Source organism: Erwinia amylovora (assembly GCF_017161565.1).
In the GTDB taxonomy this organism is placed as follows: Bacteria; Pseudomonadota; Gammaproteobacteria; order Enterobacterales; family Enterobacteriaceae; genus Erwinia; species Erwinia amylovora.
On record NZ_CP066796.1, the window covers coordinates 3,542,248 to 3,568,738 of the forward strand.

The window sequence follows — 26,491 nt, forward strand, 5'->3', positions numbered from 1 at the left end:
AGCAGCAAGTACGGATAATCAAGCATAAAATAAGGCTACCTTTTCACTTTTTTTCGCTGATCGCGTTCAAAGGAATCCGTTATCATGTCCGCGCTGACATTAGAACCAGCGGCCGCGCGCCGTTTGCTTGGCAAGATTTTTGTTTATGATATGCCGTTTAATCGTGCGCTCGGTGTGGAACTTGACCGCCTTGAATCCGACTTCGCCCAGCTGAGTCTGGTTAATCAGCCCCGGCTGGTCGGCAATGCGGCACAGGCCATTTTGCACGGTGGCGTTATCGCCTCCGTGCTGGATGTGGCCGCCGGGCTGGTGTGCGTCAGCGGCGCTTTGACCCGCCAACAGGTCATTTATGAAGACGAGCTGCGCCAGCGCCTGGCGCGCATGGGCACCATCGATCTGCGGGTGGATTATCTGCGGCCCGGACGCGGGGAACGCTTTATTGCCAGCAGTAGCCTGCTGCGCGGAGGAAACAAGATTTCCGTTGCCAGAGTAGAGCTGCATAATGACGCTGGCGTACATATTGCCAGCGCCAGCGCCACTTATCTGGTCGGTTGACGACGCTGCTGCGGGTGGTTTACAGCCAGTTTTTCCGCTTAAAGTAGGCATAAGGTGCCAGCCCGGCGAGGATCATCAGGACAATCGCCGCCGGATAACCCAGGCTCCACTTCAGCTCTGGCATAAACTCGAAGTTCATGCCGTAGCTTGACGCCACCAGCGTTGGCGGCAGAAACACCACCGATACCACCGAGAAGATCTTGATGATGCGGCTTTGCTCAATATTGATAAAGCCCATCGCCGCCTGCATCAGGAAGTTGACCTTCTGGAACAGCGACTCATTGTGCGGCAGCAGGGATTCGATATCGCGCAGAACCTCACGCGCCTGCTCCAGCTGATTGCCCGGCAACCGCGCCTTACGTACCAGGAAGTTCAGCGCACGCTGGGTGTCCATCAGGCACAGGCGTACCTTCCAGCCGACATCCTCCTGCCCGGCCAGCGTCGACAGGGCGTCATCAAATTCATCACCCTGCTTCCCTTCCATAATCACCCGGCTAAGTTTTTCCAGGTCGCTGTAGACGGTTTCGATCTCATCCGCCAGCTGTTCTATTTTGGTTTCGAACAGATCCAGCAACAGCTCATAGGCATTGCCGTCGATCAGGGTCTGACTACGGGCGCGCATGCGGTACAGGCGAAACGCCGGCAGCTCACGCTCACGCAGTGTATAAAGACGCCCTTCGCGGATAGTAAAGGCCACCGTTGAGTTACCGGCATGATCCTCTGCATCTTGATAAAAGAAAAAGGAGTGGATGTGCAGGCCATCCTCATCTTCAAAGAAACGCGCGGAGGCTTCGATGTCCTCCAGCTCCGGGCTGGTGGCCAGCACCTGGCCCAGTTCGTCCTGCACGCGTGCGCGCTCGGCTTCTTCCGGCTCGATCAGGTCAACCCAGACGGAATCGCTCAGATCGTCTCTGGCATCGGCATCATCCAGTTCAAGGCGGGTCAGACGGCTTTTTTCCAGTTTAAATGCGCTTAGCATAGCTGTATTCCCAATTCGCGGTGATTATTGGCACAAAGCGCTTGAACACGGGAAACATGCGTTTCAGTCAGCGATAGGAAAGGACTCACAGCGAAGGGGGAAATAGCATCGCCAACAACCACGAAGGCTATCGGTAATGGAGGATAGCCTTAGGAGTTGTACCTGTTGTCCAGGTCAGTGAGCCAGTATCTACTGGGTGTGTCCAAGGCGGATGTCCTCTCAGGATAATAGTGGGCGCATGTTACGCCGAGACGAAAAAGGCGTCAAGCCAACAGCAAGCCTGAACGCCCTCCCCGGCTTCACATCGCTTCCAGTTTGGCATACGCGGCGACCAGCCATTTAATGCCCTGGCCCTGGAACGCCACCTGCAAACGGCTGTGCTCGCCGCTGCCCTCCAGATTGACGATGGTGCCTTCGCCAAATTTCGCATGATGCACCCGCTGGCCAAGGGTAAAACCGCTGTCGTTTTTCGCCACCGGCGTGCCCATGCGCTGATGACTGACCGGCCGACTGACGCTGGCGCGCAGCCGCACCTCTTCCACGCACTCCACCGGCAGTTCGCCAATAAAGCGCGACGGCCGGTGATAGACTTCCTTACCATACAGCCGCCGGGTTTCGGCGTAGGTCAGCGTCAGTTTCTGCATCGCCCGCGTCACGCCGACATAGGCAAGACGGCGCTCTTCTTCCAGCCGTCCGCCCTCTTCAAGCGACATCTGGCTGGGAAACATGCCTTCTTCCATGCCGACGATAAACACCTGCATAAACTCAAGCCCCTTTGCAGCGTGCATGGTCATCAGCTGCACGGCATCCTGCCACTTATCGGCCTGGCCTTCCCCCGCTTCCAGCGCGGCATGAGACAAGAATGCCTGCAGCGGCATCAGGTCTTCATCCTCATCCTGATAGCTGTACTGGCGGGTGGCATTGACCAGTTCTTCAAGGTTTTCGATACGCGCCTGGCCCTTCTCGCCTTTCTCCTGCTCATACATCAGCCACAGGCCGGAGTCTTTGATCACTCGATCCGTCTGAACGTGCAGCGGCATGTCGCTGGTTTCCTGTGCCAGCGAGTCCACCAGTTCGGTGAAGCGTTGCAAAGCGGAAGCCGCACGCCCGGCCAGCGCTTTTTCCTGCAGCAGCGCCCGGGCGGTTTGCCATAAGGTTAGCTGGCGCTCACGCGCCGTCTGGCGCACCACATCAAGCGTGCGGTCGCCGATACCGCGCGTCGGGGTATTCACCACGCGCTCAAAGGCCGCATCGTCATTACGGTTGGAGATCAGGCGCAAATAGGCGAGAGAATCCTTGATTTCCTGGCGTTCGAAGAAGCGCATACCGCCATAAATACGGTACGGCATGCTGGTTTGTAACAGCGCTTCTTCCAGCACGCGCGACTGGGCGTTGCTGCGGTACAGGATGGCGCAGTCGTTTAGCGCGCCGCCCTTTTCCATCCATACCTTGATACGATTGACGACAAAACGCGCTTCATCCAGCTCGTTAAAGGCGCAGTAAATCGCGATTGGCTCGCCGTCGCTGTCTTCAGTCCACAGCTCTTTGCCCAGACGACCATTATTGTTGGCAATCAGGGTATTCGCGGCTTTGAGGATATTGTTGGTCGAACGATAGTTCTGCTCAAGGCGTATGGTTTCTGCCGCCGGGAAGTCCTGCAGGAAGCGCTGAATATTTTCCACCTGCGCGCCCCGCCAGCCGTAAATCGACTGATCGTCGTCACCAACGATGATCACTTTCCCCGTGTCACCGGCCAGCATGCGGATCCAGGCGTACTGGATATTGTTGGTATCCTGGAACTCGTCTACCAGGATGTTGGTGAACCTTTCACGATAGTGGTTAAGGATATGCGGTTTGTTCAGCCACAGCTCGTGGGCGCGCAGCAGCAGCTCGGCGAAGTCCACCAGCCCGGCGCGATCGCACGCCTCCTGGTAGGCCTGGTAAATACGCAGCCAGGTTTGCTCAATCGGGTTGCCGTAGCTTTCGATATGCATCGGGCGCAAGCCTTCGTCTTTCTTGCCGTTGATGTACCACATCCCCTGACGGGCCGGCCACTGCTTCTCATCCAGATTCATCGCCTTAATCAGGCGTTTCAGCAGGCGCAGCTGGTCTTCACTGTCAAGGATCTGGAAGTCCTGCGGCAGTCTGGCATCGAGATGGTGCGCACGCAGCAAGCGATGCGCAAGCCCGTGGAAGGTGCCGATCCACATCCCGCCCTGGCGGGTGCCGATCAGCTGCTCAATACGATGGCGCATTTCCGCCGCCGCCTTATTGGTGAAGGTCACCGCCATGATCGAATGCGGCGAACAGTTTTCTACCTCCATCAGCCAGGCAATGCGGTGCACCAGCACGCGCGTTTTACCACTGCCTGCTCCGGCCAGCACCAGCAGATTACTGCGCGGCGCGGCCACGGCTTCACGTTGTTTGTCATTCAAGCTATCGAGCAGGTCAGAAACGTCCATAGGCACCATCGGGGATCGGGAGCGTCAGACCGCTCCACTGGTTAAATAACCAGGTTATTATATCAGCGCAGTGAGCGATGCCAACTGCGAAATTTCCAGCGTGGGCAGCAGGCGGGAATCATCAACGTGCATCAGACTCCTTTCACACGGGTTAATCCAGCACGCCTGCATCCCGGAACGTATTGCACCAGCCACATCGGTGGTCAGATCGTCGCCGATATGCAGGACTTGCTCAGGCCGCAGTTTCAGGCGTTCAGCGGCGCGGTGATACATGTCCTGATAAGGCTTGGCGCGGCCATCCGGCCCGGCACGTAATATAAACCGGAAGTATTGATCCAGCCCGCACAGATGAGGTTCCGCATTACCGTTAGTGATCGCCACCAGTGGAATACGTGCCGCCAGCGCCGCCAGCGTGCTGTGCGTCTCTGCGGGCACGTCAATCTGGCTACGCCAGTGGGCGAAAACGCCCATGACTTCACGCGCACCGCTGACGGCCTGCGCTAACGGTATGCCGACTTCCCGCATAGATTGTTCAACGGCGCGACGCCGCCATTCAGTCACATCGTGGTAAATTTCCGGCTCGGCGGCCAGCAGCCGTTCACGCACCTGCTGATACTGCTGCACGCTAAAGTCCTGTAACGCCGGATGATGCGCCTGCAACGCGGCGTGAGAGGCCTGCGTGGTGCGGCGGATCACCGGATGATTATCATACAGGGTATCGTCGAGGTCGAAGGTCATGGCCGCGACAGGACGCAGCGATCGGTAAAAGTGCATCAGGATTTTCCTCGTTTCGCACGGGGATGGGCAGCATCGTAAACCGATGCCAGGTGTTGAAAGTCAAGATGGGTATAGATCTGCGTGGTCGTGAGGTTTGCATGGCCAAGCAGCTCTTGCACCGCGCGCAGATCGCCGCTGGATTCCAGCATATGTGTGGCAAACGAATGACGCAGTTTATGCGGGTGAATATGGCTCGACACGCCCTGCTTCACCCCCCATTCGGCAAAGCGTTTTTGCACATTACGCGTCGAGATGCGCTTCCCCTGATTTGACAGGAACAGGGCGTTGTCTTGCGGCTCAAACAGTTCGCGCATTGCCAGCCAGTTTTCAACCCAGTGCACGGCGGTACGCCCCATCGGCAGGCGGCGCTCTTTACTTCCCTTACCGATAACCCATACCTCGCCGGACGCCAGATCGAGATGGCCGAGGTCAATGCCCACCAGTTCGGATAAGCGCAGCCCGGCCCCGTACATCGCTTCCAGCATTGCGCGATCGCGCACCGCCAGCGGATCATTGAGATCAATTTCCAGCAGGCGGTTAACTTCATCGACATCGATATTTTTCGGCAGGTGGCGTGCCGCACGCGGCGTTGCCACGCCTTTCGCCGGGTTGGCTTTGATCGCGCCCTGGCTCACCAGCCAGTCAAGAAAGCTGCGTAATGCCGAAAGGCGCAGCGCGAGGCTGGCGGGTTTCAATCCGCTGCGGGTACTGCGTGCAGCCAGAGAGCGCACCAGCGACGCATCCAGCCGCGCCCACTCAACAACTTTTAACTCGTCGAGCAGGACAATGATGGCGCTAAGCTGGCGGCGATAGTTGACCTGGGTAAGCGGACTGAGCTGACGTTCCACCTTCAGATAGCGCAGAAAGCCCTCTGTGGCGGTCAGCAGAGGGGATTCGCTGTTCACTCGCGTTCAATCCAGCGCGACAGCAGCTGCGGCAACATCAGCGACAGATGCTGTAACAGCACCGTTCCCATGCCAGCCTGATAATGCTGGCTGTCACGACTGCTGAAAATCAGTACGCCGAGATCGCCCTCTTCGCCCAGCAGCGACACCGCCACTGAGCCGATCGCTTTAGCTTGCGGCAGCAGCAGCAGCAGTTCGGGGCCATTCAAAGGGCCTAAGTAGTGATTCTGCTTACCCAGCCGCTGAATGCGCAACGGCTCAAACTCCTGGCGCGACAATGCCAGCTGGGTGAAATCAGAAGGAGCGCCGATACGCCATTTCTCACTGAATAAGCGGATGTTGGCTCCCGCCAAGCCAAATTCACGCGCCCAGCGATGCAGTCTGTTAAGCATATCATGCAGGCTGGAAGCCGAGGCCAGCAGCCCCTGCAAGGCGAGCAGACGTTCGAACAGCTGTTGATTGGCGCTGGCCTGCTCCATCAACAACGTGATCTCTTCTTCCAGCTGCTGGATATGATGACGCTGACGTTTCAGCTGCCATTCGACCAGCGATACCGTGCCACGCACCGGGTGCGGGATCAACATCTGCTCGACCTGGCGCGCATTACGCATAAAAAAGTCTGGGTTTTGGCACAGAAAATCACTGACGATGCTGTCGTTCAGCAAAATGGTTTCAGCGTCCTGTGCGTGTTCTCCAACCTGTTTCATAAATGGATAAATCCGTCATAAACGTGAGTGGCGGGACCGGTCATAAACAGCGGGTGCCCTGGCCCTTTCCAGGCGATATTCAGCGAACCGCCAGGCAAGTCGACCCGCACTTTTTCTGCCAGCAACCCCTGCTGAATACCCACCGCCACCGCCGCGCAAGCCCCGCTACCACAGGCCTGAGTTTCACCAGCACCACGTTCATAGACGCGCAGACGAATATGTTCACGATGCATCACTTCCATAAAGCCCACGTTTACCCGCTCCGGGAAACGCTCATGGCTTTCCAGTACCGGGCCCAGTGTTTCAACTGCCGCAGTTTTGACGTTATCAACCTGTATGACGCAGTGCGGATTACCCATTGATACCACCCCGCACATGACGGTTTGTTCAACGGCCCGCATCAGATAGATGTTTTCCGCTTTGTTGGCGCGGAACGGTATCTGCTGTGGCTCGAAACCCGGCTCGCCCATATTCACGCATACCAGCTCATCCTGAGTCACGCTCAGTATCATCCTGCCAGACTGGGTGCTGACGCGGATCTCGCTTTTATTCGTCAGGCCCTTAAGCCGGACAAAACGGGCAAAGCAGCGCGCGCCGTTGCCGCACTGCGCCACTTCGCTGCCGTCAGCATTGAAGATACGATAGTGAAAATCAAGCTCGGGGTCGTAAGGTGGTTCGACGATCAGTAACTGATCGAAGCCGATCCCCAGATGGCGATCGGCCAGACGACGGATCAGCTCTGGAGAGAAATAGACATTTTGCGTGACGGCATCAACCACCATGAAGTCATTGCCAAGACCGTGCATTTTCGAGAACTGCATTTTCTGCTCCGCCGGGTGCGTCATAATTTACTGAATCGGTTGCGCACTCTGGCCTTTAGCGGTCGCAGACTGTTGTGCATTGCTGCCGGATTGCGTCGATGGCGCTGTCCGGATGGTTTTCGGCCCGGACTGCTCATGATTCGGAAAATAAAGCGGGCCTTTTAAACCACATCCCGCCAGGCTGGTGACAGTGATGATTAACGCCAGCTGGCAAATTCTGTTCTTCATTCTCATTCTGCTCATCTTCGATCTGTTGATGCCGCCTATCATCGCAGCTGAAGTCCGAAAAGCAACAGGAAAAGCGAATCTGAGCTGGCGGGAAGTGATGAATGCTAATGCATCTGGTAGCGGTGGGTACTGTCTTCCCCGGCAGCACCGTCCGGCAAAGTGGCGCCCAGTTGCGTCATGGCCTGGCTGCGAAAAGGGATCACCTGGCAGCGCTCATCGACCTGCACAATCTGATAAAACTGCGGCAGGTTGAAATTGATGAAGCTCGAACCGTAGGTGAAACGATCGTGGGTAGAAGAATAGAAGCGGCTGACGTCGCGCACCAGCTCCTCTTTACTCCCCTCGCAATGGTGATAAACCTCAACACGATTTGTTTCATCGAGAATATAGATATTGAAGCCGTGATCGTTACGGGTATCTTCAAAGAAGAACTGAATAATCCCTTCACTGGCGTAGCCATTAACCGCCGCCGGCAGCCGGGCCTGATCGCTTTCTACCTTCAGCGACAGCCCGTGCAGCTTATTATTCGAGATAGCGCCGTAGAACTCCACCGCGTTCTCAAGTTTCTGTACCGAGACGCTGAGGCGCTCAAAGAACAGCCCCCAGGTCTGGCCCGCCACGCGTAACGCTTTGAAACGGCCCGGCTCCTGGCGCGTGCTGGACAGACGCAGTTCAACACACTCTGATACCAGCTGCTGCACGCGGGTGCGAATCAACCCACGCAGATGTTGGCTGTAGCAAAATACGTCGACCGAATCCGGCGGCGAGGCATCCTGATGCATTTTGCCAAGGATCGTTTTCAACGCTTCAATCATCGACTGCTCGCCGCTGAAATGCAGGGTACGCACTTCATTCCATGAGTTGCGGTACAGCAGATCAACGCTGCCCACCAGACATTGCTGCTGCTGGCCGAAGCTGAATACGTCCAGCTTACGAAAATCGAAATGCACCACCTGGTTGCGGAAGGCTGCCGTCGGGTCAACTTCCAGGTTGATGATAATGGCCAGATGGCGAATTTCACACGGGCTGTAGAGCGCTTTCGCCGTTGGCGCTGTAAGGCGCACGGGAAAATGATGTGTCACATCTGCCACCAGTTCCTGCAGGCGGGCAAGATCGCAGCTCTCATTACCTTTGATATGCAGGCGCGTTTTACTGGTCAGCAAACCGTTGAACCACGCCCATGCCACCAGCTTATTCAGATAGCGGTTATATTCGAGTGGCTGATGGCTGATAATTGAATTCATGTGCGGAGACTGGTTATACAGATACCAGCCCGCACGGTTTGCCCGGCCATTTGGCACATGGATAAAGGTGAGATCTGCTTCAGAGAGATCGGGCGATATCTGCGGATTAAGCAGCGTCACTTTGCCCGGCAGCGCTTCGAACGCGGCGTAGAGTTTGCGCGTCAGCACGCCAATATCCTGCGGGCTGGCGCTGACGCTAAGATTATTGCGCCGGGCGAAGCGGATCAGATTGCGATAGCTCTGCATCATCGCATCCAGCAACTCGTTGTGCGCTTCGCGTACCTGCCCGATTTTCCAGTCGGCACGGCTGTCAAGCATGGCAAGGCGCTGCTTATCCCAGCCCCACTCCTGCACCAGCTGACTGAGAATTTCGCGCCGCCAGCCGTTATTTTCTGTGGCCAGCGACAGCTTCTCGCAGACTTTCAGATAGAAACAGCGCCGTACCAGGTCGAGGCGGGCATGGTCATCAATGCCGATGAGATAACGGGTAACCCGTTCAAGCATCATGCAGTAAGGATCAAGGCCGTAAGAAACAATTTCTCCATCATGCAGGCGCTGTTTAATGTCCATCGCCAACAGGCGCGTGTCAGGGTACTCCCAGGAATACGCTTCAAGCAGCAGGGTTTTCAACACCGCTTTGTACGGCGAGTCGATACTTTTATACAGCTGCCACAGGCTGGCACCAAAATACTCTTCTGCCGATAGCGTACCGAGACCGCCGAGATCCAGCCACTCGTTAGGCGTTAATACCCCACGCTGATACAACGACATCACATAGTCGTCGTAATGATCCTCTTCCTCACGCGGCACCATATTCCACAGAATACGTTTGCCCGCCATGCGGACAGCCGTGCGGTAAAACTCATCAAGCAACAAAATATGTTGTGTTGATCCACAATCTTCCCCGCCAAGGCTACCGCTTTCATTGTGGCGGAAGCGATTTTCATCGATCAGGAAGAAACTGACCTCAACGCCCATTTCCTCACACCAGTTTTGCAGCAGAATACATTTTTTTTGCAGGCTCAGACGTTCGTCATTGTCCAGCCATGACTGGTGGCAGACCCAGATATCAAGATCGGAAGTGGCGTTTTGCCCAACGGAAGAGGTGCTGCCCATTGAATATACGCCGGTAACAGGCATTTCGCCGTGCGGAGGAACGGCAGCGTCGAAGCCGGATTGTCCTTCCAAACCGTGAAGATAAGAGAGTTGGCTTTCATCAGGCGTGTAAAAGCTGATGCCGTGTGGAACGTTACCTTCCAGATAACCGGGCATCAATGGATGATGATAATGTAATAAGGTTGGCAGCAGACTGTAAACCTGTTGGAATACAGGTCCCATCGCAGCCAAAGCGCGGTCAACGCGCAGCTGATTGATGGCATCCAGTCTCTGTTTCAGTGTCTCTATGTAGAGGTACAAGACGTCTCGCCTGATTATCCCAGTGCCTATACCCCGTTGGTGAATAACGCAGGTATAAAAAAGTTCGGTTTCCGAAATCTGCCGTTTGCTGTAAAAATAGTGATACAAATTATGGCTGGAAACGTGATCAATCTAACGCCCGTCAGATTGACCAAAGAGAAAGTTACGCTACCAGCTAGTCTAGCACATTTTACGTTCAAACTCGCGCAATACCACCCTCACCGCCGTTAAACTGACAGCATTCCCGGTTCAATGATAGGATTATCAATGAACGATCAAAACGGTATCGAGCATGTCAGACAAAATTTTAAGAATTGCCACCAGGAAAAGTCCGCTAGCTCTATGGCAGGCTAAATATGTGCAACAGCGTTTAATCGACTGTCATCCGCGGCTACGCGTTGAGCTGGTGCCGATGGTGACGCGTGGAGATGTGATCCTTGATACGCCACTGGCAAAAGTGGGCGGCAAAGGGCTGTTCGTGAAAGAACTGGAAAATGCCATGCTGTCGGGTCATGCAGACATTGCCGTGCACTCAATGAAAGATGTCCCGGTTGCCTTCCCGCAAGGGCTGGGACTGGTCGCTATCTGCGAGCGTGACGACCCACACGATGCATTTGTTTCAAATCACTATGCATCGGTAGACTCACTGCCAGCGGGCGCAATTGTTGGCACATCCAGCCTGCGGCGTCAGTGTCAGCTTAGCGCCCGCCGCCCGGATCTGGTCATCCACTCCCTGCGTGGGAATGTGGGGACCCGTCTCGGTAAACTGGATGCGGGAGAATATGATGCCATTATATTAGCCGTCGCCGGGTTAAAACGACTGGGCCTGAGCGGTCGTATCCGTCAGGTGATGCCTGCTGAAGAGTCACTGCCCGCCGTTGGCCAGGGCGCGGTCGGTATTGAATGCCGTCTCGATGATATGCGCACGATCGGTTTACTCGCTGCGTTGAATCACGATGATACCGCCTGCCGGGTTAGCGCAGAACGTGCCATGAATACCCGTCTGGAGGGCGGTTGTCAGGTGCCTATCGGCAGTTATGCACTGCTGGAGGGAGATCGACTGTGGCTGCGTGGGTTAGTTGGCTCACCGGACGGTAGCCAGATGGTACGCGGCGAACGCCGTGGTTCGCGAGCGGATGCCGAAAAAATGGGCATCTCACTGGCCGAAGAGCTGCTGGATAATGGCGCGCGCGACATTCTCGCCGCCGTTTATCAGGGAAATCCGCCAGCATGAGCATTCTGGTCACCCGCCCGTTGCCGGCAGCCGATCAGTTGGTTAGCCGTCTGCGTCAGCGGGGGAGTGTTGCCTGGGCGTTCCCGCTGATAGAGTTTGCCCCGGGCAAACAGCTGGATATTCTGCCCGAACGCCTGAAGGCGCTGAAGGCAAGAGACCTGGTGTTTATTTTGTCACAGCACGTCATTCATTTTGCCCGGCCCACGTTTACCGCTGAAGATTCTCCCTGGTCTGCCAGCCTGGACTATTATGCAATAGGGCGCAGTACAGGGCTGGCGTTTCATGCCGCCAGCGGGCATGACGTTTCCTGGCCGCATGAACGGGAAACCAGTGAAATACTGATCCAGCTTCCGGCTTTGCAGGCCGTAGCGGGCAAGCGTGCTTTAATTCTGCGCGGCAACGGTGGGCGTGAATTACTGGCAGAAACTTTGCTTAGCCGGGGCGCTCAGGTAGAGTTTATTGAATGCTACCAACGGCGGGCAAAGTATTATCACGGTGCGGAAGAGGGCCGGCGCTGGCGCAACCAGGGTATTGATACGCTGGTCGTAACCAGCGGTGAAATGTTGCAACAGCTTTATTCACTATTCCCCGATGTCGATCGGGATGAATGGCTACTGCACTGTCGGCTGGTGGTCGTCAGTGAACGCCTGGCCACTCTGGCGCGAAAGCTTGGGTGGGCGAACGTTGATGTCGCCGACGGTGCCGATAACGATGCGCTGTTACGCGCGCTATAATTATGCCCTTAACCATTTCGTGCAGCAGATAAGCGAGAACTGAGCGGATCGCCGACAATGACCTCATTCGATTGGGGAAAAAAGCAGTCAATGCGCCAGTAACACGAAAGAATAAGGCTTTTTTACTTAAAATATGGGATTAGCCATTATGACGGAACACAAAGCTTCCTCCGCCATGGTTGAAGAGACCACTCCAGCGGTTGAAACCTCGACCAGTCAACCACAGCCGCCGCCTGAAACCCGGCGCAGTGGCGTGGTGCCTGGCGTGATCGCCATCGCCATCGCTCTGGCGGTGGGCGCGGGTCTCTACATGTATGGAAAACATCAGGCGCAACTTCAGACTGCTGCCAGTCAGACGCTGGCAGCACAGATCGCAGAGCTACAGCAGCAGTCGATCAGTGATAAGCAATCCCTTATGGAGAAGCTAACGGCGCAAACCAGCGCCCTTGATACGGCACGTCAGCAGCAGGCCGCCATGAACCAGCAATTGGATGAGCTGAAGCAGAAAGTCGCCTCCATTTCAGGCAGCGATGCCCAGACGTGGATGCTGGCGCAAGCCGACTATCTGGTGAAAATGGCCGGACGCAAGCTGTGGAGCGACCGGGATGTCACCAGCGCTGCCGCCCTGCTGAAAAGCGCCGATGCCAGCCTGGCAGAGATGAACGACCCCAGCATGATCGGCGCACGCCGTGCGCTGGCCCAGGACATCAGCACGCTTTCCGCTCTCAGTCAGGTTGACTATGACGGCGTCATTCTCAAGCTGAATCAGCTATCTAACGGTATCGATAATCTGCGTCTTGCTGATAACGACAGCGATGATGAGCCGATGGATGCCGACAGCGGTGCGCTCTCCTCCTCTTTGCGTGAATGGCGTCAGAACCTGGTGAAAAGCTGGCATAACTTTATGGATGATTTCATTACCATTCGCCGCCGTGATGCTACTGCCGAACCCCTGCTGGCACCGAATCAGGATGTTTATCTGCGTGAGAACATCCGTTCACGTCTGTTAATCGCCGCTCAGGCGGTGCCTCGTCATCAGGATGAAATCTACAAACAGTCGATCGACACCGTCTCTGCGTGGATACGCGCCTGGTACGATACCAGCGATGCGAACACCAAAGCTTACCTCGATCAGTTAGATGACCTGAGCCAGCAGAGTATCTCGATGGATGTACCCGAAACACTGATCAGTCAGCCTATTGTCGACAAACTGATGCAGACACGCGTGCGCAATCTCCTTGCACAGCCTGCCGCTGCTGCCACCTCGCAGCCAGGACAGGGAGACTAATCATGTTAAAAGTTCTGCTGTTATTTCTGCTGTTGATTGCCGGCGTGGTCGTAGGGCCGATGATTGCCGGTCATCAGGGCTATGTGCTGATCCAGACCGATAACTGGAATATTGAAACCAGCGTCACCGGCCTGGCGATCATTCTGTTGCTATCTCTGGTCATCATTCTGGCGATTGAATGGCTGCTGCGTCGGCTATTTCGCACCGGCGCCCGCACCCGTGGCTGGTTTACCGGCCGCAAAAGACGCAGTGCACGTAAGCAGACTAACGCCGCGCTGGTGAAACTGGCTGAGGGCGACTATAAGCAGGTTGAGAAACTGCTGTCGCGCCATGCTGACCACGCCGAACAGCCAATGGTGAACTACCTGCTGGCGGCAGAAGCCGCGCAGCAGCGCGGTGATGAAACACGCGCTAACCAGCATCTGGATCGTGCCAGCGAACTGAATGACAATGACTCACTGCCGGTTGAGATCACCCGCGTGCGCATTCAGCTGGCACGTAACGAAGATCATGCGGCACGCCACGGCATCGATCGCCTGTTGGAGATCGCACCGCGCCATCCTGAAGTGCTTCGGCTGGCGGAACAGGCTTACATGCGTACTCAAGCCTGGGGTGCTCTACTGAACATTCTGCCTGCCATGGAGAAGATCCAGTTAGGTGATGCCACTCATCGCCTTGAACTGCAACAGCAGTGCTGGCTTGGCCTGATGAACCAGGCCATGGCCGACCAGGGCAGCGACGGCCTGAAGCGCTGGTGGCAAAATCTAAGTCGAAAAACGCGCAATGAAACCGCGCTGCAGGTAGCGATGGCTGACCATCTCATCGTCTGTGACGATCACGATACCGCGCAGACAATCGTGCTGGAGGGGTTGAAACGTCACTTTGATGAGCGCCTGGTGCTGCTGATGCCCCGACTGAAAACCGGCAATCCGCAACAGCTGGAAAAAGCGTTGCGTCAGCAGATTAAGCAACACGGTGCCACGCCGCTGTTGCACAGTACGCTGGGGCAGCTGTTGATGCAGCACGGAGAGTGGGAGCTGGCCGGCGAAGCCTTCCGCGCCGCGTTGCAACAGCGCCCGGACGCTTTCGACTATGCATGGCTGGCCGATACGCTCGACCGACAGCACAAGCCGGAAGAGGCCGCCACCATGCGGCGCGATGGCCTGCTACTGACGTTAAAAAACAATCCCTGAGTCATCAAGGATTTCACCACGCCGGGCATAGCCCGGCTTTTTTGTGTTCACAATCCTATCGCAGATAGCCAGGGCTTATGCTGCTATAAACCGACGAAAAAAAACCTGCCGGTTGGCAGGTGTCAATATCAGGTCGGTCAAGACAACCGATGGGTACCCGACTCAACGTTTTGTCCGATAATCCAATAAGGCGTGAACCATATTGGCTGGTTGGACAACAGGTACCGTAATGGCTCTGCGTCATTCCCCGGTTTATGCCGCTTGCGCCCACATAAGAGATGGAATGAGCATCTACAGGTATGTCACTGCACATGACGTGCCATATCGGTAACTCTGGCAGAAAATTTCTACCTCAATGATTTTCCTGTTATTTATTTTCAAACAGCTCTCACTGGCTAAGTTCACTGACACCAGAAGATAACGGAAGGATGCCGGATGCGTCGCCAGCGAAAGACACATCGCAAACATTTTAGTAAAACATTTTTAAATCAGTACGTTATACGTCTGCAAACGGCGACAATCCGTATCATCGCTTTATCAACAGCGCCGATAAAGCCTGACCATTGCGATCTGTTTCACCGGCTAAGTATTCCTGTGGCAAGAAGATCACCCGGTTCCCACGTTCAGACACCGCTTTGATTGATACAGCGTTTGGATGGCGGCGAAAAAAAACCGGCATTATCTGCCGGTTTTTTATCTGTTCAGTGACGATGGGGGGTCGCTTTCAGGAACCATGCTGATTGTGTCTGTCAACAGGATGCGCACCGGGAGGAAAACCCAAAGGCATAACCGGCGTATGGCTCTCTTTGAAAGGAGGTAGCCCAAGTGATAAGCCTGGCTACTATTCTTGTCACGTTGGAGGTTGTCCTCGTTACATTGCAGATGATCGTTGCCATCAAGCAGCTGAACGGATGCCCGTAAAGGCTGAAGAAACCTGAATAAAGGCGGGGGAATTACCATCCCGCCTTTATTCGTTTCTGGCTTGGCCTGTTAACCTGAGACGAAAAAAAACCTGTTTTTCAGGCAGGTTTCTGAAATGGTCGGCGAGAGAGGATTACGGCTCTTCGAGCCGCCCTTCGGGCCGTTGCTGAAGCAACGTTGTCTCGCTTCGCTCGGCTCAAACCTCCTTCGGAGGTTCTCATCCTGTTAACTTCAGACGAAAAAAAACCTGCTTTTTCAGGCAGGTTTCTGAATTGGTCGGCGAGAGAGGATTACGGCTCTTCGAGCCGCCCTTCGGGCCGTTGCTGAAGCAACGTTGTCTCGCTTCGCTCGGCTCGAACCTCCTTCGGAGGTTCTCATCCTGTTAGCTTCAGACGAAAAAAAACCTGCTTTTTTAAGCAGGTTTCTGAAATGGTCGGCGAGAGAGGATTACGGCTCCTCGAGCCGCCCTTCGGGCCGTTGCTGAAGCAACGTTGTCTCGCTTCGCTCGGCTCAAACCTCCTTCGGAGGTTCTCATCCTGTTAGCTTCAGACGAAAAAAAACCTGCTTTTTCAAGCAGGTTTCTGAAATGGTCGGCGAGAGAGGATTCGAACCTCCGACCCACTGGTCCCAAACCAGTTGCGCTACCAAGCTGCGCTACTCGCCGAATACTTCTTTTATTGCCACTACTTTTCTTATCTTTGCTAAAACCCTTCCGGTTTAAGCAAAAAACCCGCAACTGCAGGTTTATTGATCTTTATACACAACCCGCTTTTACCAGCAGGTTGTCAAAATTGGTCGGCGAGAGAGGATTACGGCTCTTCGAGCCGCCCTTCGGGCCGTTGCTAAAGCAACGTTGTCTCGCTTCGCTCGGCTCAAACCTCCTTCGGAGGTTCTCATCCTGCAACCTTTCGGTGTGCACAACCCGCTTTTAACAGCAGGTTGTCAAAATTGGTCGGCGAGAGAGGATTCGAACCTCCGACCCACTGGTCCCAAACCAGTTGCGCTACCAAGCTGCGCTACTCGCCGAAAACTGCATTTAACGCTGACGATGTTGTGGTGCGAAGAGAGGGACTTGAACCCTCACGTCCGTTAAGACACTAACACCTGAAGCTAGCGCGTCTACCAATTCCGCCACCTTCGCATACAACAAAATCTGGGGTGGCTAATGGGACTCGAACCCACGACAACTGGAATCACAATCCAGGGCTCTACCAACTGAGCTATAGCCACCACAACTACCAGAACAACTTCACTTCTTACTAACGCGGTAAATGTTACCACCGCAGCTCTTGCGCACAAAGTTAATGGCGCGCCCGACAGGATTCGAACCTGAGACCTCTGCCTCCGGAGGGCAGCGCTCTATCCAGCTGAGCTACGGGCGCGTAGCGCCGTTGCGGATGTGCATACTACGGATGAGAGCCTTACCTGTCCAGTGCTTTTTTCACAAAAGAACGCGTTTGCTTACGCTTTGTGCATTACGTCTAAACTCGCAGCGTTTTTGTGCCTTTTTGCTGCGAAAACAGGGGCCATACGATTTCTGGCGAACAAAATACGTCGCCGGTTAAAGATCGCCGCGCCGGTGATAGTTAAGGTATTTAAGCAATTTTAGCTGACGACCAAGGCGTGACGGCTGCAAAATAAGTCGGTACAACCATTCCAGCCCCATTTTTTGCCAAACCTCAGGCGCTCGTTTGACCTGCCCGGTATAAACGTCATAGGTTCCGCCTACGCCCATATACAGCGCCTGCGGGTAAACAGCCTTGCATTCCTGCATCAGGATCTCCTGGCGTGGCGACCCCATAGCCACAGTGACAAGCTTAGCGCCGCTGGCTTTGATGCGCGCAAACAGCGCTTCGCGCTCTCCCGGGGCGAAAAAACCATCCTGAGAGCCGACAATATTGACCTGCCACTGTTTGATGAGCTTATCTGCCGTCTGCGCGAGGATTTCAGGCCGCCCCCCGACCAGAAATACCGGCGTGCCTTCACGTCCGGCACGCTTCATCAGCGCCGCCCACAGATCGGCACCGGCAATGCGTGACACCTTTGCCTGCGGATATTTCTTACGGATGGAGCGTACAATGCTGATACCGTCGGCGTATTTGTATTCTGCCTCGTTTAGCAGTTGATAAACGGCGGGGTCGGCTTCAGCGGCCAGCACTTTTTCAGCATTAATTGCTACCAACGTGCCTTTTTTCAGCTCTCCATGCTGATTGAGGTAATCCACAAACTGCGCCATATCGGCAAAGCCTGTCAAGGTTAAACCGCGAATCTGATATTGCGGCACGGTTAGAGAGGCACTCATCAATCGTTCCCTTCAAGATAATGTTGACGACCGGGCCGAAAGCGGGCTGGGCATGGCGCGCGCGCGCACCAGTCCTGCACTGTCGAGCAACCAGTAAAGCAGTTTCGCCACCAGCACACAGGCGGCAAAGATAATGCAAAAAAAGACCACGCGAGAAGCAAACGCATCTAATCCCTCACGCGCCAGCACAATCATATTAAATACCGCGCCGAAGCAAAAACTTTGCAGGATAGCCGCTTTATAACGGTTATGTTCACGACGACCTTTTTCATACAGCCAGTCAAACCATTTGATAATCAGTCCAACAGTAATAGCGCCCGGCAGAATAAACAGCGCGCCGCCCATCACCACCAGCGATCCAATCAGCGTGGGAGAAATGGCCAGGCCCGAATGATTATCCAGCACTTCCCAGGTAAAATAGTTGGCGCTGTTGAGGACCACAGAAGGTCTTTCATGCCACAACCAGCCCGGGATGAACACGTAGAAATCACGCCAGATCGGAGCCAGTCCCTGGAAGTCTATTTTGTCGTAGTTTTGCAGCAGCAGACCAAGGTTTTCCCACGGCGAGAAGGTATCGCGCGTCAGATAGAGGAACGTGTAAAATGCCTGTGATCCGCTGACGTCAAGGTTATATCGCTTCAGCGCCAGCCAGAACATCGCGACAATTGCACCAACGCCCGCCAGGGCCAGCATCCAGAGTGTTATCCAGCCACGAATAATGCCGATAAACAGAAACAGGGCGAAGGCAATAATTATGTTGGCGCGCGTACCGCCGACGATGGTGTAGGTTAACAGGCCAAACGCCACGGTGCCGACCAGGAACAGCAGCCAGCTGCGAACATCCTGCTTGAGAAAATAGATAACCAGCATGGCTGGCATGAAGAAATAGAAAAAACGTTTCAACGCCACGCCGGAGACGTCAGCGGAGAAGATCTGACTGTAACTGTGCAGTCTGAACAGCAGGAAGCCATTGTGCAGAAAGAACACGCTCAGGGTGCCTAATGCCACCAGCGCCATGATCGCCCAGCTCAGGTGCGCTTCAATGCGATTAATGGTAAATGCCGGACGCGACGGGGCGCGATGGCGTGCACGCAAACGCGTTTTGTAGGTGACGTAGTAGACAGCATAAAAACAGCCTGCCGACAGCAGCGCCTGTAGCAGATACTCCGCGGGGACTACCTCAACATCAAAAGCGAACACCAGCAGGCTCGTCAGCGGGAAGCCGAAGAAAAAAGTCAGCAAAAACAGCATTGAGAAGAACACATTAAAGTTAAAGCGCACGCGGCGGAATTCACGCCAGGTCAGCGTGAGGATAAAACCGCAGCACACCAGCCAGACCAGCAGCAGGCCGGCGAACTGTAATAACGTCATGCGTTATCTCCTTCTGCCAGACGCAGTGCCTGTCGCCAGCCCGCCAGATAACCCGGTTCGAAGAAAGCGATGTGTCTTTTATCCAGCAGCTGCATCTGACGGCGGGCCTCACCTATCGTGGCCACGTCCAGCCTGTCGCTGGTGAACAGCACCGGCACCTGCTGTTCGACCAAATCCCGCCAGAACGGGTTTTTGCGACTCACTACAAAAGGCACATTCGCCTGCATCAGCAGGCAGAGCGTGCCGATCCCTTGCTGACGTTGAAACAGGAAGTAGCCCAGATGGCAGCGGGAAAGCAGCTGCAGATAATCACTGAACGCCAGCTTCTCCGTGAGCAGCTGCACGGTTCCGGGCGCAAACAGATCGTCAGCGACTGCTCGCACGCGCTGGATATAGGCTTCGTTATTAAGCGGATATCCCAACGGCACGACCACCTTAATCTCTGAGCCAAACTGCCGTTGGATCTGCTGCAGGGCCTGAATATGGCGATTGCTGGCGTCCCCCGAATTGCCAAGCAGGATCGTTAATGGCCCCGCCGGCTGCTCGCTGGTCACTGCATGCTGTGCCAGGCGGGTAGGAAAGTAGAGTAATGAGGCCGGGATCTGCGGGTTGCGCTGGTGAAAACGGTGGATATCGCCACGCGTGGCGAACACATGCGCCACGCGTTTTTGCGCCAGGCGACGCATCAGGTAAAACAGGCGGAATTTTAGCCCGGCCGCATCTTCATACAGATCGGCACCCCAGATATGCCAGTAAACCTGGTTGCGCCTGAGCTTGCCAGACAGCAGGGCCAGCCACAGGCGTGGATTAAACTGACCGTGGCAGAAGAAGCGTAGCTCGCGCTGCTGGCAACCGGCATCGATGACGGCGCTGGCCAGCGCCGCTTTGTCGGCAAAGACGCGGATATGCAACCGGGGAAACTGTTCTGCCCGTTCTGGCTGCCCACTGACCAGCCAGAACTGACGCGCCGCCGCCGTGGGCACCTCGTGGTACAGGGTCCGATCGAAGAAACCCAGCACCGTCTGGTTATGATGCGGGATATCAGCGCCTAAAAGATGAATTACTGTGGTCATACTCTTCTACGATAGATGATAAATACGCCAGCACAGAGTGCAAAGTAAGCGATATAGGTCGCCATATAAGCCTGAGCCGCGCCGGCTGCGCCATGCAGCGGGATCAGCCAGCGGGAAAATGCGCTAAGCAGGACAAACTGGCTCACTTCCGTTAGCAGGTAAAAACGCAGTGAGGCTTTTGCGATCACCAGATAACCAAAAACGTAACAGCCGACTTTCAGCACATCGCCGATCAGCTGCCAGACAAACAGATCGCGCATGGCGTGAAATTCGCTGGAGAACAGCAGCCAGATGGCAAAATCACGTAGCAGCCAGACGGCAAGGCTCGCCGCGGTCACTACCGGTAACACAACGCGCAGAGCCTTGACGATTTCCCGCGTAATATCCGCTTTATGTTGCAGCCGCGCCAGCGTTGGCAGCAGCCAGACGCTGAACGAAGCGGTAATAAACTGCAGCCAGGCATCCGAGATGCTGCTGACCCCCTGCCACAGTCCTACCTGCTGCCAACCGGCGTGCTGCGCCAGCAGATTACGCATCATCATCCAGGCAACGGGCAACGTGGCGGCAGTGATTAATGCCATCAGGGTAAATTTGCCCAGGCAGCGAGCCAACTCCGGCTGCCAGCAGGGTAACAGAGAGTTCATCGGCAGACGGCCGCGCCGCGCCAGCAAGACAAAGGCTGGCACCACCACCAGTGCAGGCACCATAGCCAACCCGACCAGCGCACCGCTGTAGCCGCCCAGCCAGTAGCAGACAAACCATGCGGCCACGCCAATCAGGCTACCGACAATCAGGGCAATAGCGTTACCGGCAGCGTCACGGTAGCCTTTCATGATCGCCAGCGCCAGATTGGCCCAGGCGATGCCCATTTGCAGAAACGCGACGATGCGGATCACCTGCTGATACTGCGCATGGCCGAACAGCGCCCGACTGACTGGCGCAGCAAACAACAGAAATATCAGCGCCAGAATCAACGAAAAACCCAGCACCATTGATGATGCGGTACCAACAACCGCCCGCAGCTGCGTGGGCTGCTGCTGATACTGCGCCACGTATTTAGTGACGCCGTTGAAGATGCCGGCTCCGGCCAGCACCCCCAGCACGGTAATCAGCTGACGGAAATTCCCCGCTTGCCCAACCCCGCCAGGCCCGTAAGAAACCGCCAGCATCTTCACCACCAGCAGTCCGGCGACAATTTTTACCAGCGTGGAAGCCGCTGTCCACGCTGACGCCTTGGCCAGTGACATATCAGCAGAAATAACTTAACAAGGCGCTAATCACCGTTTTCTGCTGACTGTCAGAAAGGTTGTAAAACAGCGGTAGCCGTAACAGACGGTCGCTCTCCTGCTGCGTGTAACGATCCTCACCACAGAGGCGGCCGAACCGCTTTCCGGCAGGCGAACCGTGCAGCGGAATGTAGTGGAACACGGCAAGGATCCCGGCTTCTTTCAGTCGGGCAATCAGCGCGCTGCGATCGTCGTTATCACGCAGTTTCAGCCAGAACATATGTGCATTGTGCGCGCATCCATCCGGTATGGTGGGAAGCGTGATCCGCCCACGTGCGGCAATGGGTTGCAAAGCATCATGATAATTTTGCCACAGGCGCAGACGCTGCTGGTTGACGGTTTCTGCCACCTCCAGCTGCGCCCAAAGATAGGCGGCCTGCAAATCGGCCATCAGGTAGCTGGAGCCGATATCCCGCCAGGTGTACTTATCGACCTGACCTCGGAAGAACTGGCTGCGATTGGTGCCTTTCTCGCGAACGATTTCTGCCCGTTCGACCAGCGCAGCCTCGTTGACAAGCGTCGCTCCCCCTTCTCCTCCGGCAGTATAGTTTTTGGTTTCATGGAAGCTGAAACAACCGATGTGACCAATCGTGCCGAGCGCCCGGCCTTTGTAAGTCGACATCACGCCCTGAGCGGCATCCTCGACCACCCACAGCCGGTGCTTTTTCGCCAGCGCCATGATGGTATCCATCTCACAGGCCACGCCGGCGTAATGCACCGGGACAATCGCTTTGGTTTTTTCAGTGATGGCCGCTGCAATCAGGTTTTCATCGATATTCATTGTGTCCGGACGAACATCGACAAACACAATGGTCGCACCACGCAGTACAAACGCATTGGCGGTAGACACAAAGGTATAGCTCGGCATAATCACTTCATCACCGGGCTGAATATCAAGCAGGATCGCCGCCATCTCTAACGACGCCGTACAGGACGGGGTCAACAACACTTTATGGCTACCAAAACGCTGCTCCATCCACTGCTGGCAGCGGTGGGTAAAGCCACCATCACCGCACAGCTTCCCGCTGCGCATTGCTGACTGCATGTATTCTATTTCAGTGCCCACCACAGGTGGGGCGTTAAACGGAATCATATTATTTCCCTATATAGCCAGTAGGCGGTACGTTCAATGATGCCCCCGCAGCGCAGATAGAGGCGCAACGCGGACAGATTACCCAATTGGGTTGCAACCTGAAGACGCGAGAGACGGCGGGCCAGGCACCAGTCGTTAGCGGCGTTCATTAGCCGCTGGCCGATGCCCAGCCCCTGTGACTCGGGCAGCACGGCCAGCAGGCCGATGCGCCCCGTGCCATCCGGCAGTTCACGTAGCGAGATAAAACCCTGCATCGCGCCTGCCGCATCCACCGCCAGCAGGCACTGGTGATCAAAAGTGCCGCGCACGGCATTCTCTATCCACTGCGCGTAGAAACGCCCGCTGTCGCCGGCAGCAAACCAGGGGGTTCGAAAACGGCTAAAGGTGAATGCTTGTTCTGCGGCGTGGCGAAGCTGCGCAATATGCTCCACGCGGGCAATACGGATACCGGCCGGACGATCAGCGGCAGCGATGCCCAACGCGCAATCGGCTTCCCCTTCTACCAGGCGAAAACCGAGCGCGCTCAACGCATCCAGTTCGGCGCTCTGCTGCGCCATCACTTTAACCTGCACCAGATCCCAGTCATTCAGCCGTGCCACATCCAGCACGCTGTCACCTTGCAGCTCCAGCAGTGCGCAGCGGCGGCCAAAAAAGGCGCTCTCCCACGCCAGGGGCTTAATACTGGCGAGGACGGACATGCAGCAGATCGGATAAGTACTGGCCGTAGCCGGTTTTTGCCAGCGCAGCAGCAGAGCGGCGCACCTCGTCGTCCGACAGCCAGCCGTTACGCCAGCCGATCTCTTCAAGGCAGGCAATCTTGAATCCCTGGCGCTTTTCCACCGTCTGTATAAAAGTGCTGGCTTCAATCAGGCTGTCATGGGTGCCGGTGTCAAGCCAGGCAAATCCCCGGCCCAGTAGCTGCACGTTAAGCTCGCCGCACTCCAGGTACATCTGATTGATCGAGGTAATTTCCAACTCACCCCGCACCGACGGGCGCACCCGTTTAGCGAATTCAATTACACGATTGTCGTAAAAATAGAGGCCGGTCACCGCCCAGCGCGACTTCGGCTGGCTGGGTTTTTCTTCCAGCGACAGCGCGCGGAAGTTGTCGTCGAACTCGACAACGCCAAAACGTTCCGGGTCCATCACCTGGTAACCGAATACGGTCGCGCCAGTGGGGTTTTCCACCACCTGCTTCAGTTTTGGGCTGAACCCCTGGCCGAAGAAGATATTATCGCCCAGCACCAGGCAGCAGCTGTCGCCGTCAATAAATGCCTCGCCGATGATAAACGCCTGCGCCAGTCCATCGGGACTCGCCTGTTCGGCATAGGTAAGCCGGATGCCGAATGCATCTCCTGCACCCAGCAAGCGCTGGTAGTGGGGTTTGTCTTCCGGGGTGGTAATAATGAGAATGTCGCGAATGCCCGCCAGCATCAGCACTGACAGCGGATAATAGATCATCGGTTTGTCATAGACCGGCAGCAGCTGTTTGGACAGCCCCCGGGTAATCGGGTACAGGCGGGTGCCAGATCCACCGGCAAGAACGATGCCTTTCATCGTTTACCTCTCTTCATAGTCAAAGATAACCCCAGGCGTTCACCGCGGTAGCTGCCATCCAAAACGCTTTGCCACCAGGCCGGATGATTAATAAACCAGCTTACGGTTTTACGCATGCCGCTTTCAAAGGTTTCCTGCGGACGCCAGCCCAGTTCACGCTCAATTTTCCCGGCGTCAATGGCATAGCGTCGATCGTGGCCCGGCCTGTCGGCAACCCGGGTGATCAGGTCGCGGTAATGACGCAATCCGGCCGGTTTTTCAGGCGCCAGCTCTTCAAGCAATGCGCACAGTGTTTCTACGACGTCGATATTGCGCCGTTGGTTGTGCCCGCCGATATTGTAGGTTTCCCCCACCCTACCAGCGGTGACAACCTGATAAAGCGCACGCGCATGATCGTCAACATACAGCCAGTCGCGAATCTGCCCGCCATCACCATAAACCGGCAGCGGCTTACCCGCTAACGCATTGATAATCATCAAAGGGATCAGCTTTTCCGGGAAATGGTACGGGCCGTAGTTATTGGAGCAGTTGGTCACTATTACCGGCAGCCCATAAGTACGATGCCAGGCGCGAACTAAGTGATCGCTACTCGCTTTCGTCGCAGAATAGGGGCTGCTGGGGGCATAAGGCGTGGTTTCGGTGAAGAAATCCGTGTCGTTTGCCAGATCGCCGAACACTTCATCGGTGGAAATATGGTGAAAAACGAAAGTCGATTTCTCTGGTGCGGGCAACGAAAGCCAGTAGTGTCTTGCTGCCTCCAGCATCATGCAGGTGCCAACAACATTGGTTTCAACAAACGCCCGCGGGCCGTCAATAGAGCGGTCAACGTGGCTTTCTGCCGCAAGATGCATAATCAGCTGCGGCTGAAAAGCGGCGATCGCGCCATCCAGCGCGGCGCGGTCGCAGATATCTGTTTTGCTGAAGGTAAAACGCGGGTTGTCCGCAACCGGAGCCAGAGAGGCCAGATTACCTGCATAACTGAGCTTATCCAGCACCAGAACCCGATCCGACGAGGAAGACAGGATGTGACGCACAACGGCAGAACCGATAAAGCCTGCGCCACCGGTCACCAGAATACGCGTCATTTCCATACCCCTTTAGTATCTACGATCCACGGCTGATTGAGCGTGGCCGGATCGATGGCCTTAAACTGACGGTGATCGACCAACATGACCAGTACATCAGCCTGTTGCAGGGCGTCGTCCAGAGTGACCAGCGTGGCTTTTTCCTGTAGTGCGGCGGGAAGGTGCGGCACGTTCGGCTCCACCACCAGCGTGGTCCCCTGATGCCAGGCGGCGATCATGCTGGTCACCTGTACCGCCGGGCTTTCACGCAGATCGTCAATGTCGGGCTTAAACGCCAGGCCAAGACAGGCTATCTTCAGCTCGCTGGCACGGCGGTTGCTGGCCATCAGGCAATCGGCAACCTGCCGCTGTACCTGTTCCAGTACCCAGTGCGGTTTGCTATCGTTAACTTCACGCGCGGTGCGGATAATCCGCGCCAACTCAGGATTCTGTGCCACGATAAACCACGGATCGACGGCAATGCAGTGACCGCCAACGCCAGGTCCGGGTTGCAGGATATTGACGCGCGGATGACGGTTTGCCAGCCGGATAAGTTCCCAGACGTTGATCCCCTGTTCAGTACAGATCAGCGACAGTTCGTTGGCGAAAGCAATATTCACATCGCGGAAACTGTTCTCGGTGAGTTTACACATCTCGGCAGTGCGTGCGTGCGTCACCACGCACTCGCCTTCCACAAACAGCTTGTAGAGATCGCTGGCCCGCTGCGAACAGGTGGCGGTCATGCCGCCGATCACCCGATCGTTTTTACGCAGTTCGGTCATTACTTTCCCTGGCAGTACGCGTTCCGGGCAGTAAGCCACCTGGATATCAGCAGCTTCACCCGCCTGCTGTGGAAACGACAGATCCGGCCGGGCAGCCGCCATCCATTGCGCCATCTGCTCGGTGGAGCCTACTGGCGAGGTGGACTCAAGGATCACCAAATCGCCCTTTTTCAGTACCACTGCAACAGACTCTGCGGCTGCCTGCACGTAAGTCATATCCGGCTGGTGATTGCCTTTGAACGGCGTAGGAACGGCAATCAGAAAGGCATCAGCAGGCTGCGGCCGGGTTGCAGCGCGTAAAAAACCGCCCTCTACCGCCGTTTTCACCACGCGATCCAGCTCCGGCTCGGTGAAATGAACTTCTCCGCGATTGATGGTGGCAACCGCATGCGCATTGATATCAATACCAATAACCTGCCTTTGACATGATGCAAAGGCTGCGGCGGTGGGCAAGCCGATGTAGCCCAGCCCGATGACTGAAATGGTTCTGAAGCTCATG

23 protein-coding genes, 5 tRNA genes and 4 other RNA genes are annotated in these 26,491 nt (G+C 55.8%); 5 read left to right on the forward strand and 27 right to left on the reverse strand.

All coding sequences use genetic code 11. From position 1 onward, the window contains the following. Positions 1-84 precede the first annotated feature (84 nt). The gene (locus JGC47_RS16110; RefSeq protein WP_004154939.1) at positions 85-555 is read left to right on the forward strand and encodes a thioesterase family protein; all 471 of its coding nucleotides are present in this window, start codon (positions 85-87) and stop codon (positions 553-555) included. 19 nt (positions 556-574) lie between these two features. On the opposite strand, the gene corA is transcribed toward JGC47_RS16110, so the two are convergent. The 9 genes from corA to JGC47_RS16150 form a co-directional block, all read right to left on the reverse strand. Further along, positions 575-1,534 carry a magnesium/cobalt transporter CorA gene (gene corA / locus JGC47_RS16115; RefSeq protein ID WP_004154937.1) on the reverse strand — a complete coding sequence of 320 codons (960 nt, stop codon included), beginning with the start codon at positions 1,532-1,534 and terminating at the stop codon, positions 575-577. A gap of 149 nt (positions 1,535-1,683) precedes the next feature. Continuing rightward, positions 1,684-1,740, reverse strand: coding sequence for a YsgD/CorL family protein (gene ysgD / locus JGC47_RS18070; RefSeq protein ID WP_349842145.1), 57 nt, complete (start codon positions 1,738-1,740; stop codon positions 1,684-1,686). Positions 1,741-1,833: 93 nt separating this feature from the next. Further along, complete coding sequence (uvrD, locus tag JGC47_RS16120) at positions 1,834-3,996, reverse strand: DNA helicase II (protein ID WP_013035764.1); 2,163 nt, start codon at positions 3,994-3,996, stop codon at positions 1,834-1,836. Between the two features lie 57 nt (positions 3,997-4,053). After that, positions 4,054-4,770, reverse strand: coding sequence for a 5-amino-6-(5-phospho-D-ribitylamino)uracil phosphatase YigB (gene yigB, locus JGC47_RS16125; RefSeq protein WP_004154935.1), 717 nt, complete (start codon positions 4,768-4,770; stop codon positions 4,054-4,056). Continuing rightward, positions 4,770-5,678 carry a tyrosine recombinase XerC gene (xerC, locus tag JGC47_RS16130; protein WP_004154934.1) on the reverse strand — a complete coding sequence of 303 codons (909 nt, stop codon included), beginning with the start codon at positions 5,676-5,678 and terminating at the stop codon, positions 4,770-4,772. The genes yigB and xerC overlap by 1 nt, the downstream gene beginning before the upstream one ends. Then, on the reverse strand, positions 5,675-6,385 hold the full coding sequence (locus JGC47_RS16135; protein ID WP_004154933.1) for a DUF484 domain-containing protein: 711 nt from the start codon (positions 6,383-6,385) through the stop codon (positions 5,675-5,677). The genes xerC and JGC47_RS16135 overlap by 4 nt, the downstream gene beginning before the upstream one ends. After that, positions 6,382-7,206 carry a diaminopimelate epimerase gene (gene dapF / locus JGC47_RS16140; protein WP_004154932.1) on the reverse strand — a complete coding sequence of 275 codons (825 nt, stop codon included), beginning with the start codon at positions 7,204-7,206 and terminating at the stop codon, positions 6,382-6,384. Before dapF ends, JGC47_RS16135 begins: the two co-directional genes overlap by 4 nt. A gap of 27 nt (positions 7,207-7,233) precedes the next feature. Beyond that, entirely contained in the window at positions 7,234-7,434 is a 201-nt protein-coding gene (gene lptM, locus JGC47_RS16145; RefSeq protein ID WP_013035763.1) for an LPS translocon maturation chaperone LptM, read from the reverse strand. A gap of 104 nt (positions 7,435-7,538) precedes the next feature. After that, positions 7,539-10,094 carry a class I adenylate cyclase gene (locus tag JGC47_RS16150; protein ID WP_013035762.1) on the reverse strand — a complete coding sequence of 852 codons (2,556 nt, stop codon included), beginning with the start codon at positions 10,092-10,094 and terminating at the stop codon, positions 7,539-7,541. 292 nt (positions 10,095-10,386) lie between these two features. On the opposite strand from JGC47_RS16150, the gene hemC reads away from it, so the two are divergent. The 4 genes from hemC (at position 10,387) to hemY (ending at position 14,543) form a co-directional block, all read left to right on the forward strand. Continuing rightward, a complete protein-coding gene (gene hemC / locus JGC47_RS16155; RefSeq protein WP_004154929.1) occupies positions 10,387-11,328 on the forward strand; it encodes a hydroxymethylbilane synthase in 942 nt (313 codons plus the stop codon). Next, complete coding sequence (gene hemD / locus JGC47_RS16160) at positions 11,325-12,062, forward strand: uroporphyrinogen-III synthase (RefSeq protein WP_004154928.1); 738 nt, start codon at positions 11,325-11,327, stop codon at positions 12,060-12,062. The genes hemC and hemD overlap by 4 nt, the downstream gene beginning before the upstream one ends. Positions 12,063-12,210: 148 nt before the next feature. Then, positions 12,211-13,350, forward strand: a complete 1,140-nt coding sequence (hemX, locus tag JGC47_RS16165) for a uroporphyrinogen-III C-methyltransferase (RefSeq protein ID WP_004154927.1) — start codon at positions 12,211-12,213, stop codon at positions 13,348-13,350. A gap of 2 nt (positions 13,351-13,352) precedes the next feature. Then, complete coding sequence (hemY, locus tag JGC47_RS16170; protein ID WP_004154926.1) at positions 13,353-14,543, forward strand: protoheme IX biogenesis protein HemY; 1,191 nt, start codon at positions 13,353-13,355, stop codon at positions 14,541-14,543. A gap of 1,037 nt (positions 14,544-15,580) precedes the next feature. Here the strand turns inward: hemY and JGC47_RS16175 are convergent. From JGC47_RS16175 to wecC, 18 genes are all read right to left on the reverse strand, one after another. After that, a non-coding RNA gene (locus tag JGC47_RS16175) (RtT sRNA) lies at positions 15,581-15,706 on the reverse strand. Between the two features lie 31 nt (positions 15,707-15,737). After that, positions 15,738-15,863: non-coding RNA, RtT sRNA (locus JGC47_RS16180), on the reverse strand. Positions 15,864-15,894: 31 nt separating this feature from the next. Beyond that, positions 15,895-16,020: non-coding RNA, RtT sRNA (locus JGC47_RS16185), on the reverse strand. A gap of 31 nt (positions 16,021-16,051) precedes the next feature. Beyond that, a tRNA-Pro gene (locus tag JGC47_RS16190) sits at positions 16,052-16,128 on the reverse strand. 128 nt (positions 16,129-16,256) lie between these two features. Then, a non-coding RNA gene (locus tag JGC47_RS16195) (RtT sRNA) lies at positions 16,257-16,382 on the reverse strand. Between the two features lie 31 nt (positions 16,383-16,413). Further along, a tRNA-Pro gene (locus JGC47_RS16200) sits at positions 16,414-16,490 on the reverse strand. Between the two features lie 28 nt (positions 16,491-16,518). Then, a tRNA-Leu gene (locus JGC47_RS16205) sits at positions 16,519-16,605 on the reverse strand. A 13-nt stretch (positions 16,606-16,618) separates the two neighbouring features. Beyond that, positions 16,619-16,694, reverse strand: a tRNA-His gene (locus JGC47_RS16210). Positions 16,695-16,769: 75 nt separating this feature from the next. Further along, positions 16,770-16,846 (reverse strand) — tRNA-Arg (locus JGC47_RS16215). Between the two features lie 179 nt (positions 16,847-17,025). Further along, the gene (gene wecG / locus JGC47_RS16220) at positions 17,026-17,766 is read right to left on the reverse strand and encodes a lipopolysaccharide N-acetylmannosaminouronosyltransferase (RefSeq protein WP_004154924.1); all 741 of its coding nucleotides are present in this window, start codon (positions 17,764-17,766) and stop codon (positions 17,026-17,028) included. Positions 17,767-17,778: 12 nt separating this feature from the next. Then, on the reverse strand, positions 17,779-19,137 hold the full coding sequence (gene wzyE / locus JGC47_RS16225; RefSeq protein WP_004154923.1) for an ECA oligosaccharide polymerase: 1,359 nt from the start codon (positions 19,135-19,137) through the stop codon (positions 17,779-17,781). After that, on the reverse strand, positions 19,134-20,210 hold the full coding sequence (locus JGC47_RS16230; RefSeq protein WP_004154921.1) for a TDP-N-acetylfucosamine:lipid II N-acetylfucosaminyltransferase: 1,077 nt from the start codon (positions 20,208-20,210) through the stop codon (positions 19,134-19,136). The genes wzyE and JGC47_RS16230 overlap by 4 nt, the downstream gene beginning before the upstream one ends. Continuing rightward, the gene (wzxE, locus tag JGC47_RS16235) at positions 20,207-21,457 is read right to left on the reverse strand and encodes a lipid III flippase WzxE (protein WP_004154920.1); all 1,251 of its coding nucleotides are present in this window, start codon (positions 21,455-21,457) and stop codon (positions 20,207-20,209) included. Before wzxE ends, JGC47_RS16230 begins: the two co-directional genes overlap by 4 nt. A 1-nt stretch (position 21,458) precedes the next feature. Then, positions 21,459-22,589 (reverse strand): dTDP-4-amino-4,6-dideoxygalactose transaminase, encoded by a 1,131-nt coding sequence (gene rffA / locus JGC47_RS16240; RefSeq protein WP_004154919.1) that lies wholly within the window; start codon positions 22,587-22,589, stop codon positions 21,459-21,461. Then, positions 22,586-23,287: a dTDP-4-amino-4,6-dideoxy-D-galactose acyltransferase gene (gene rffC, locus JGC47_RS16245; RefSeq protein ID WP_004154917.1), complete on the reverse strand. Its 702-nt coding sequence runs from the start codon at positions 23,285-23,287 to the stop codon at positions 22,586-22,588. The genes rffA and rffC overlap by 4 nt, the downstream gene beginning before the upstream one ends. Then, positions 23,265-24,146, reverse strand: coding sequence for a glucose-1-phosphate thymidylyltransferase RfbA (gene rfbA, locus JGC47_RS16250; protein WP_004154915.1), 882 nt, complete (start codon positions 24,144-24,146; stop codon positions 23,265-23,267). Before rfbA ends, rffC begins: the two co-directional genes overlap by 23 nt. After that, positions 24,143-25,231 carry a dTDP-glucose 4,6-dehydratase gene (gene rfbB / locus JGC47_RS16255; protein WP_004154914.1) on the reverse strand — a complete coding sequence of 363 codons (1,089 nt, stop codon included), beginning with the start codon at positions 25,229-25,231 and terminating at the stop codon, positions 24,143-24,145. The genes rfbA and rfbB overlap by 4 nt, the downstream gene beginning before the upstream one ends. Next, on the reverse strand, positions 25,228-26,490 hold the full coding sequence (wecC, locus tag JGC47_RS16260) for a UDP-N-acetyl-D-mannosamine dehydrogenase (protein ID WP_004154912.1): 1,263 nt from the start codon (positions 26,488-26,490) through the stop codon (positions 25,228-25,230). The genes rfbB and wecC overlap by 4 nt, the downstream gene beginning before the upstream one ends. Between the last annotated feature and the right edge of the window lies 1 nt (position 26,491).

What these genes read in the sequence shown, in the direction of transcription:
- JGC47_RS16110 (WP_004154939.1), top strand. Translation starts at nt 85, where the DNA reads ATGTCCGCGCTGACATTAGAACCAGCGGCCGCGCGCCGTTTGCTTGGC.
- corA (WP_004154937.1), bottom strand. Translation starts at nt 1,534, where the DNA reads ATGCTAAGCGCATTTAAACTGGAAAAAAGCCGTCTGACCCGCCTTGAA.
- uvrD (WP_013035764.1), bottom strand. Translation starts at nt 3,996, where the DNA reads ATGGACGTTTCTGACCTGCTCGATAGCTTGAATGACAAACAACGTGAA.
- yigB (WP_004154935.1), bottom strand. Translation starts at nt 4,770, where the DNA reads ATGCACTTTTACCGATCGCTGCGTCCTGTCGCGGCCATGACCTTCGAC.
- JGC47_RS16135 (WP_004154933.1), bottom strand. Translation starts at nt 6,385, where the DNA reads ATGAAACAGGTTGGAGAACACGCACAGGACGCTGAAACCATTTTGCTG.
- dapF (WP_004154932.1), bottom strand. Translation starts at nt 7,206, where the DNA reads ATGCAGTTCTCGAAAATGCACGGTCTTGGCAATGACTTCATGGTGGTT.
- lptM (WP_013035763.1), bottom strand. Translation starts at nt 7,434, where the DNA reads ATGAAGAACAGAATTTGCCAGCTGGCGTTAATCATCACTGTCACCAGC.
- hemC (WP_004154929.1), top strand. Translation starts at nt 10,387, where the DNA reads ATGTCAGACAAAATTTTAAGAATTGCCACCAGGAAAAGTCCGCTAGCT.
- hemD (WP_004154928.1), top strand. Translation starts at nt 11,325, where the DNA reads ATGAGCATTCTGGTCACCCGCCCGTTGCCGGCAGCCGATCAGTTGGTT.
- hemX (WP_004154927.1), top strand. Translation starts at nt 12,211, where the DNA reads ATGACGGAACACAAAGCTTCCTCCGCCATGGTTGAAGAGACCACTCCA.
- hemY (WP_004154926.1), top strand. Translation starts at nt 13,353, where the DNA reads ATGTTAAAAGTTCTGCTGTTATTTCTGCTGTTGATTGCCGGCGTGGTC.
- wecG (WP_004154924.1), bottom strand. Translation starts at nt 17,766, where the DNA reads ATGAGTGCCTCTCTAACCGTGCCGCAATATCAGATTCGCGGTTTAACC.
- wzyE (WP_004154923.1), bottom strand. Translation starts at nt 19,137, where the DNA reads ATGACGTTATTACAGTTCGCCGGCCTGCTGCTGGTCTGGCTGGTGTGC.
- JGC47_RS16230 (WP_004154921.1), bottom strand. Translation starts at nt 20,210, where the DNA reads ATGACCACAGTAATTCATCTTTTAGGCGCTGATATCCCGCATCATAAC.
- wzxE (WP_004154920.1), bottom strand. Translation starts at nt 21,457, where the DNA reads ATGTCACTGGCCAAGGCGTCAGCGTGGACAGCGGCTTCCACGCTGGTA.
- rffA (WP_004154919.1), bottom strand. Translation starts at nt 22,589, where the DNA reads ATGATTCCGTTTAACGCCCCACCTGTGGTGGGCACTGAAATAGAATAC.
- rffC (WP_004154917.1), bottom strand. Translation starts at nt 23,287, where the DNA reads ATGTCCGTCCTCGCCAGTATTAAGCCCCTGGCGTGGGAGAGCGCCTTT.
- rfbA (WP_004154915.1), bottom strand. Translation starts at nt 24,146, where the DNA reads ATGAAAGGCATCGTTCTTGCCGGTGGATCTGGCACCCGCCTGTACCCG.
- rfbB (WP_004154914.1), bottom strand. Translation starts at nt 25,231, where the DNA reads ATGACGCGTATTCTGGTGACCGGTGGCGCAGGCTTTATCGGTTCTGCC.
- wecC (WP_004154912.1), bottom strand. Translation starts at nt 26,490, where the DNA reads ATGAGCTTCAGAACCATTTCAGTCATCGGGCTGGGCTACATCGGCTTG.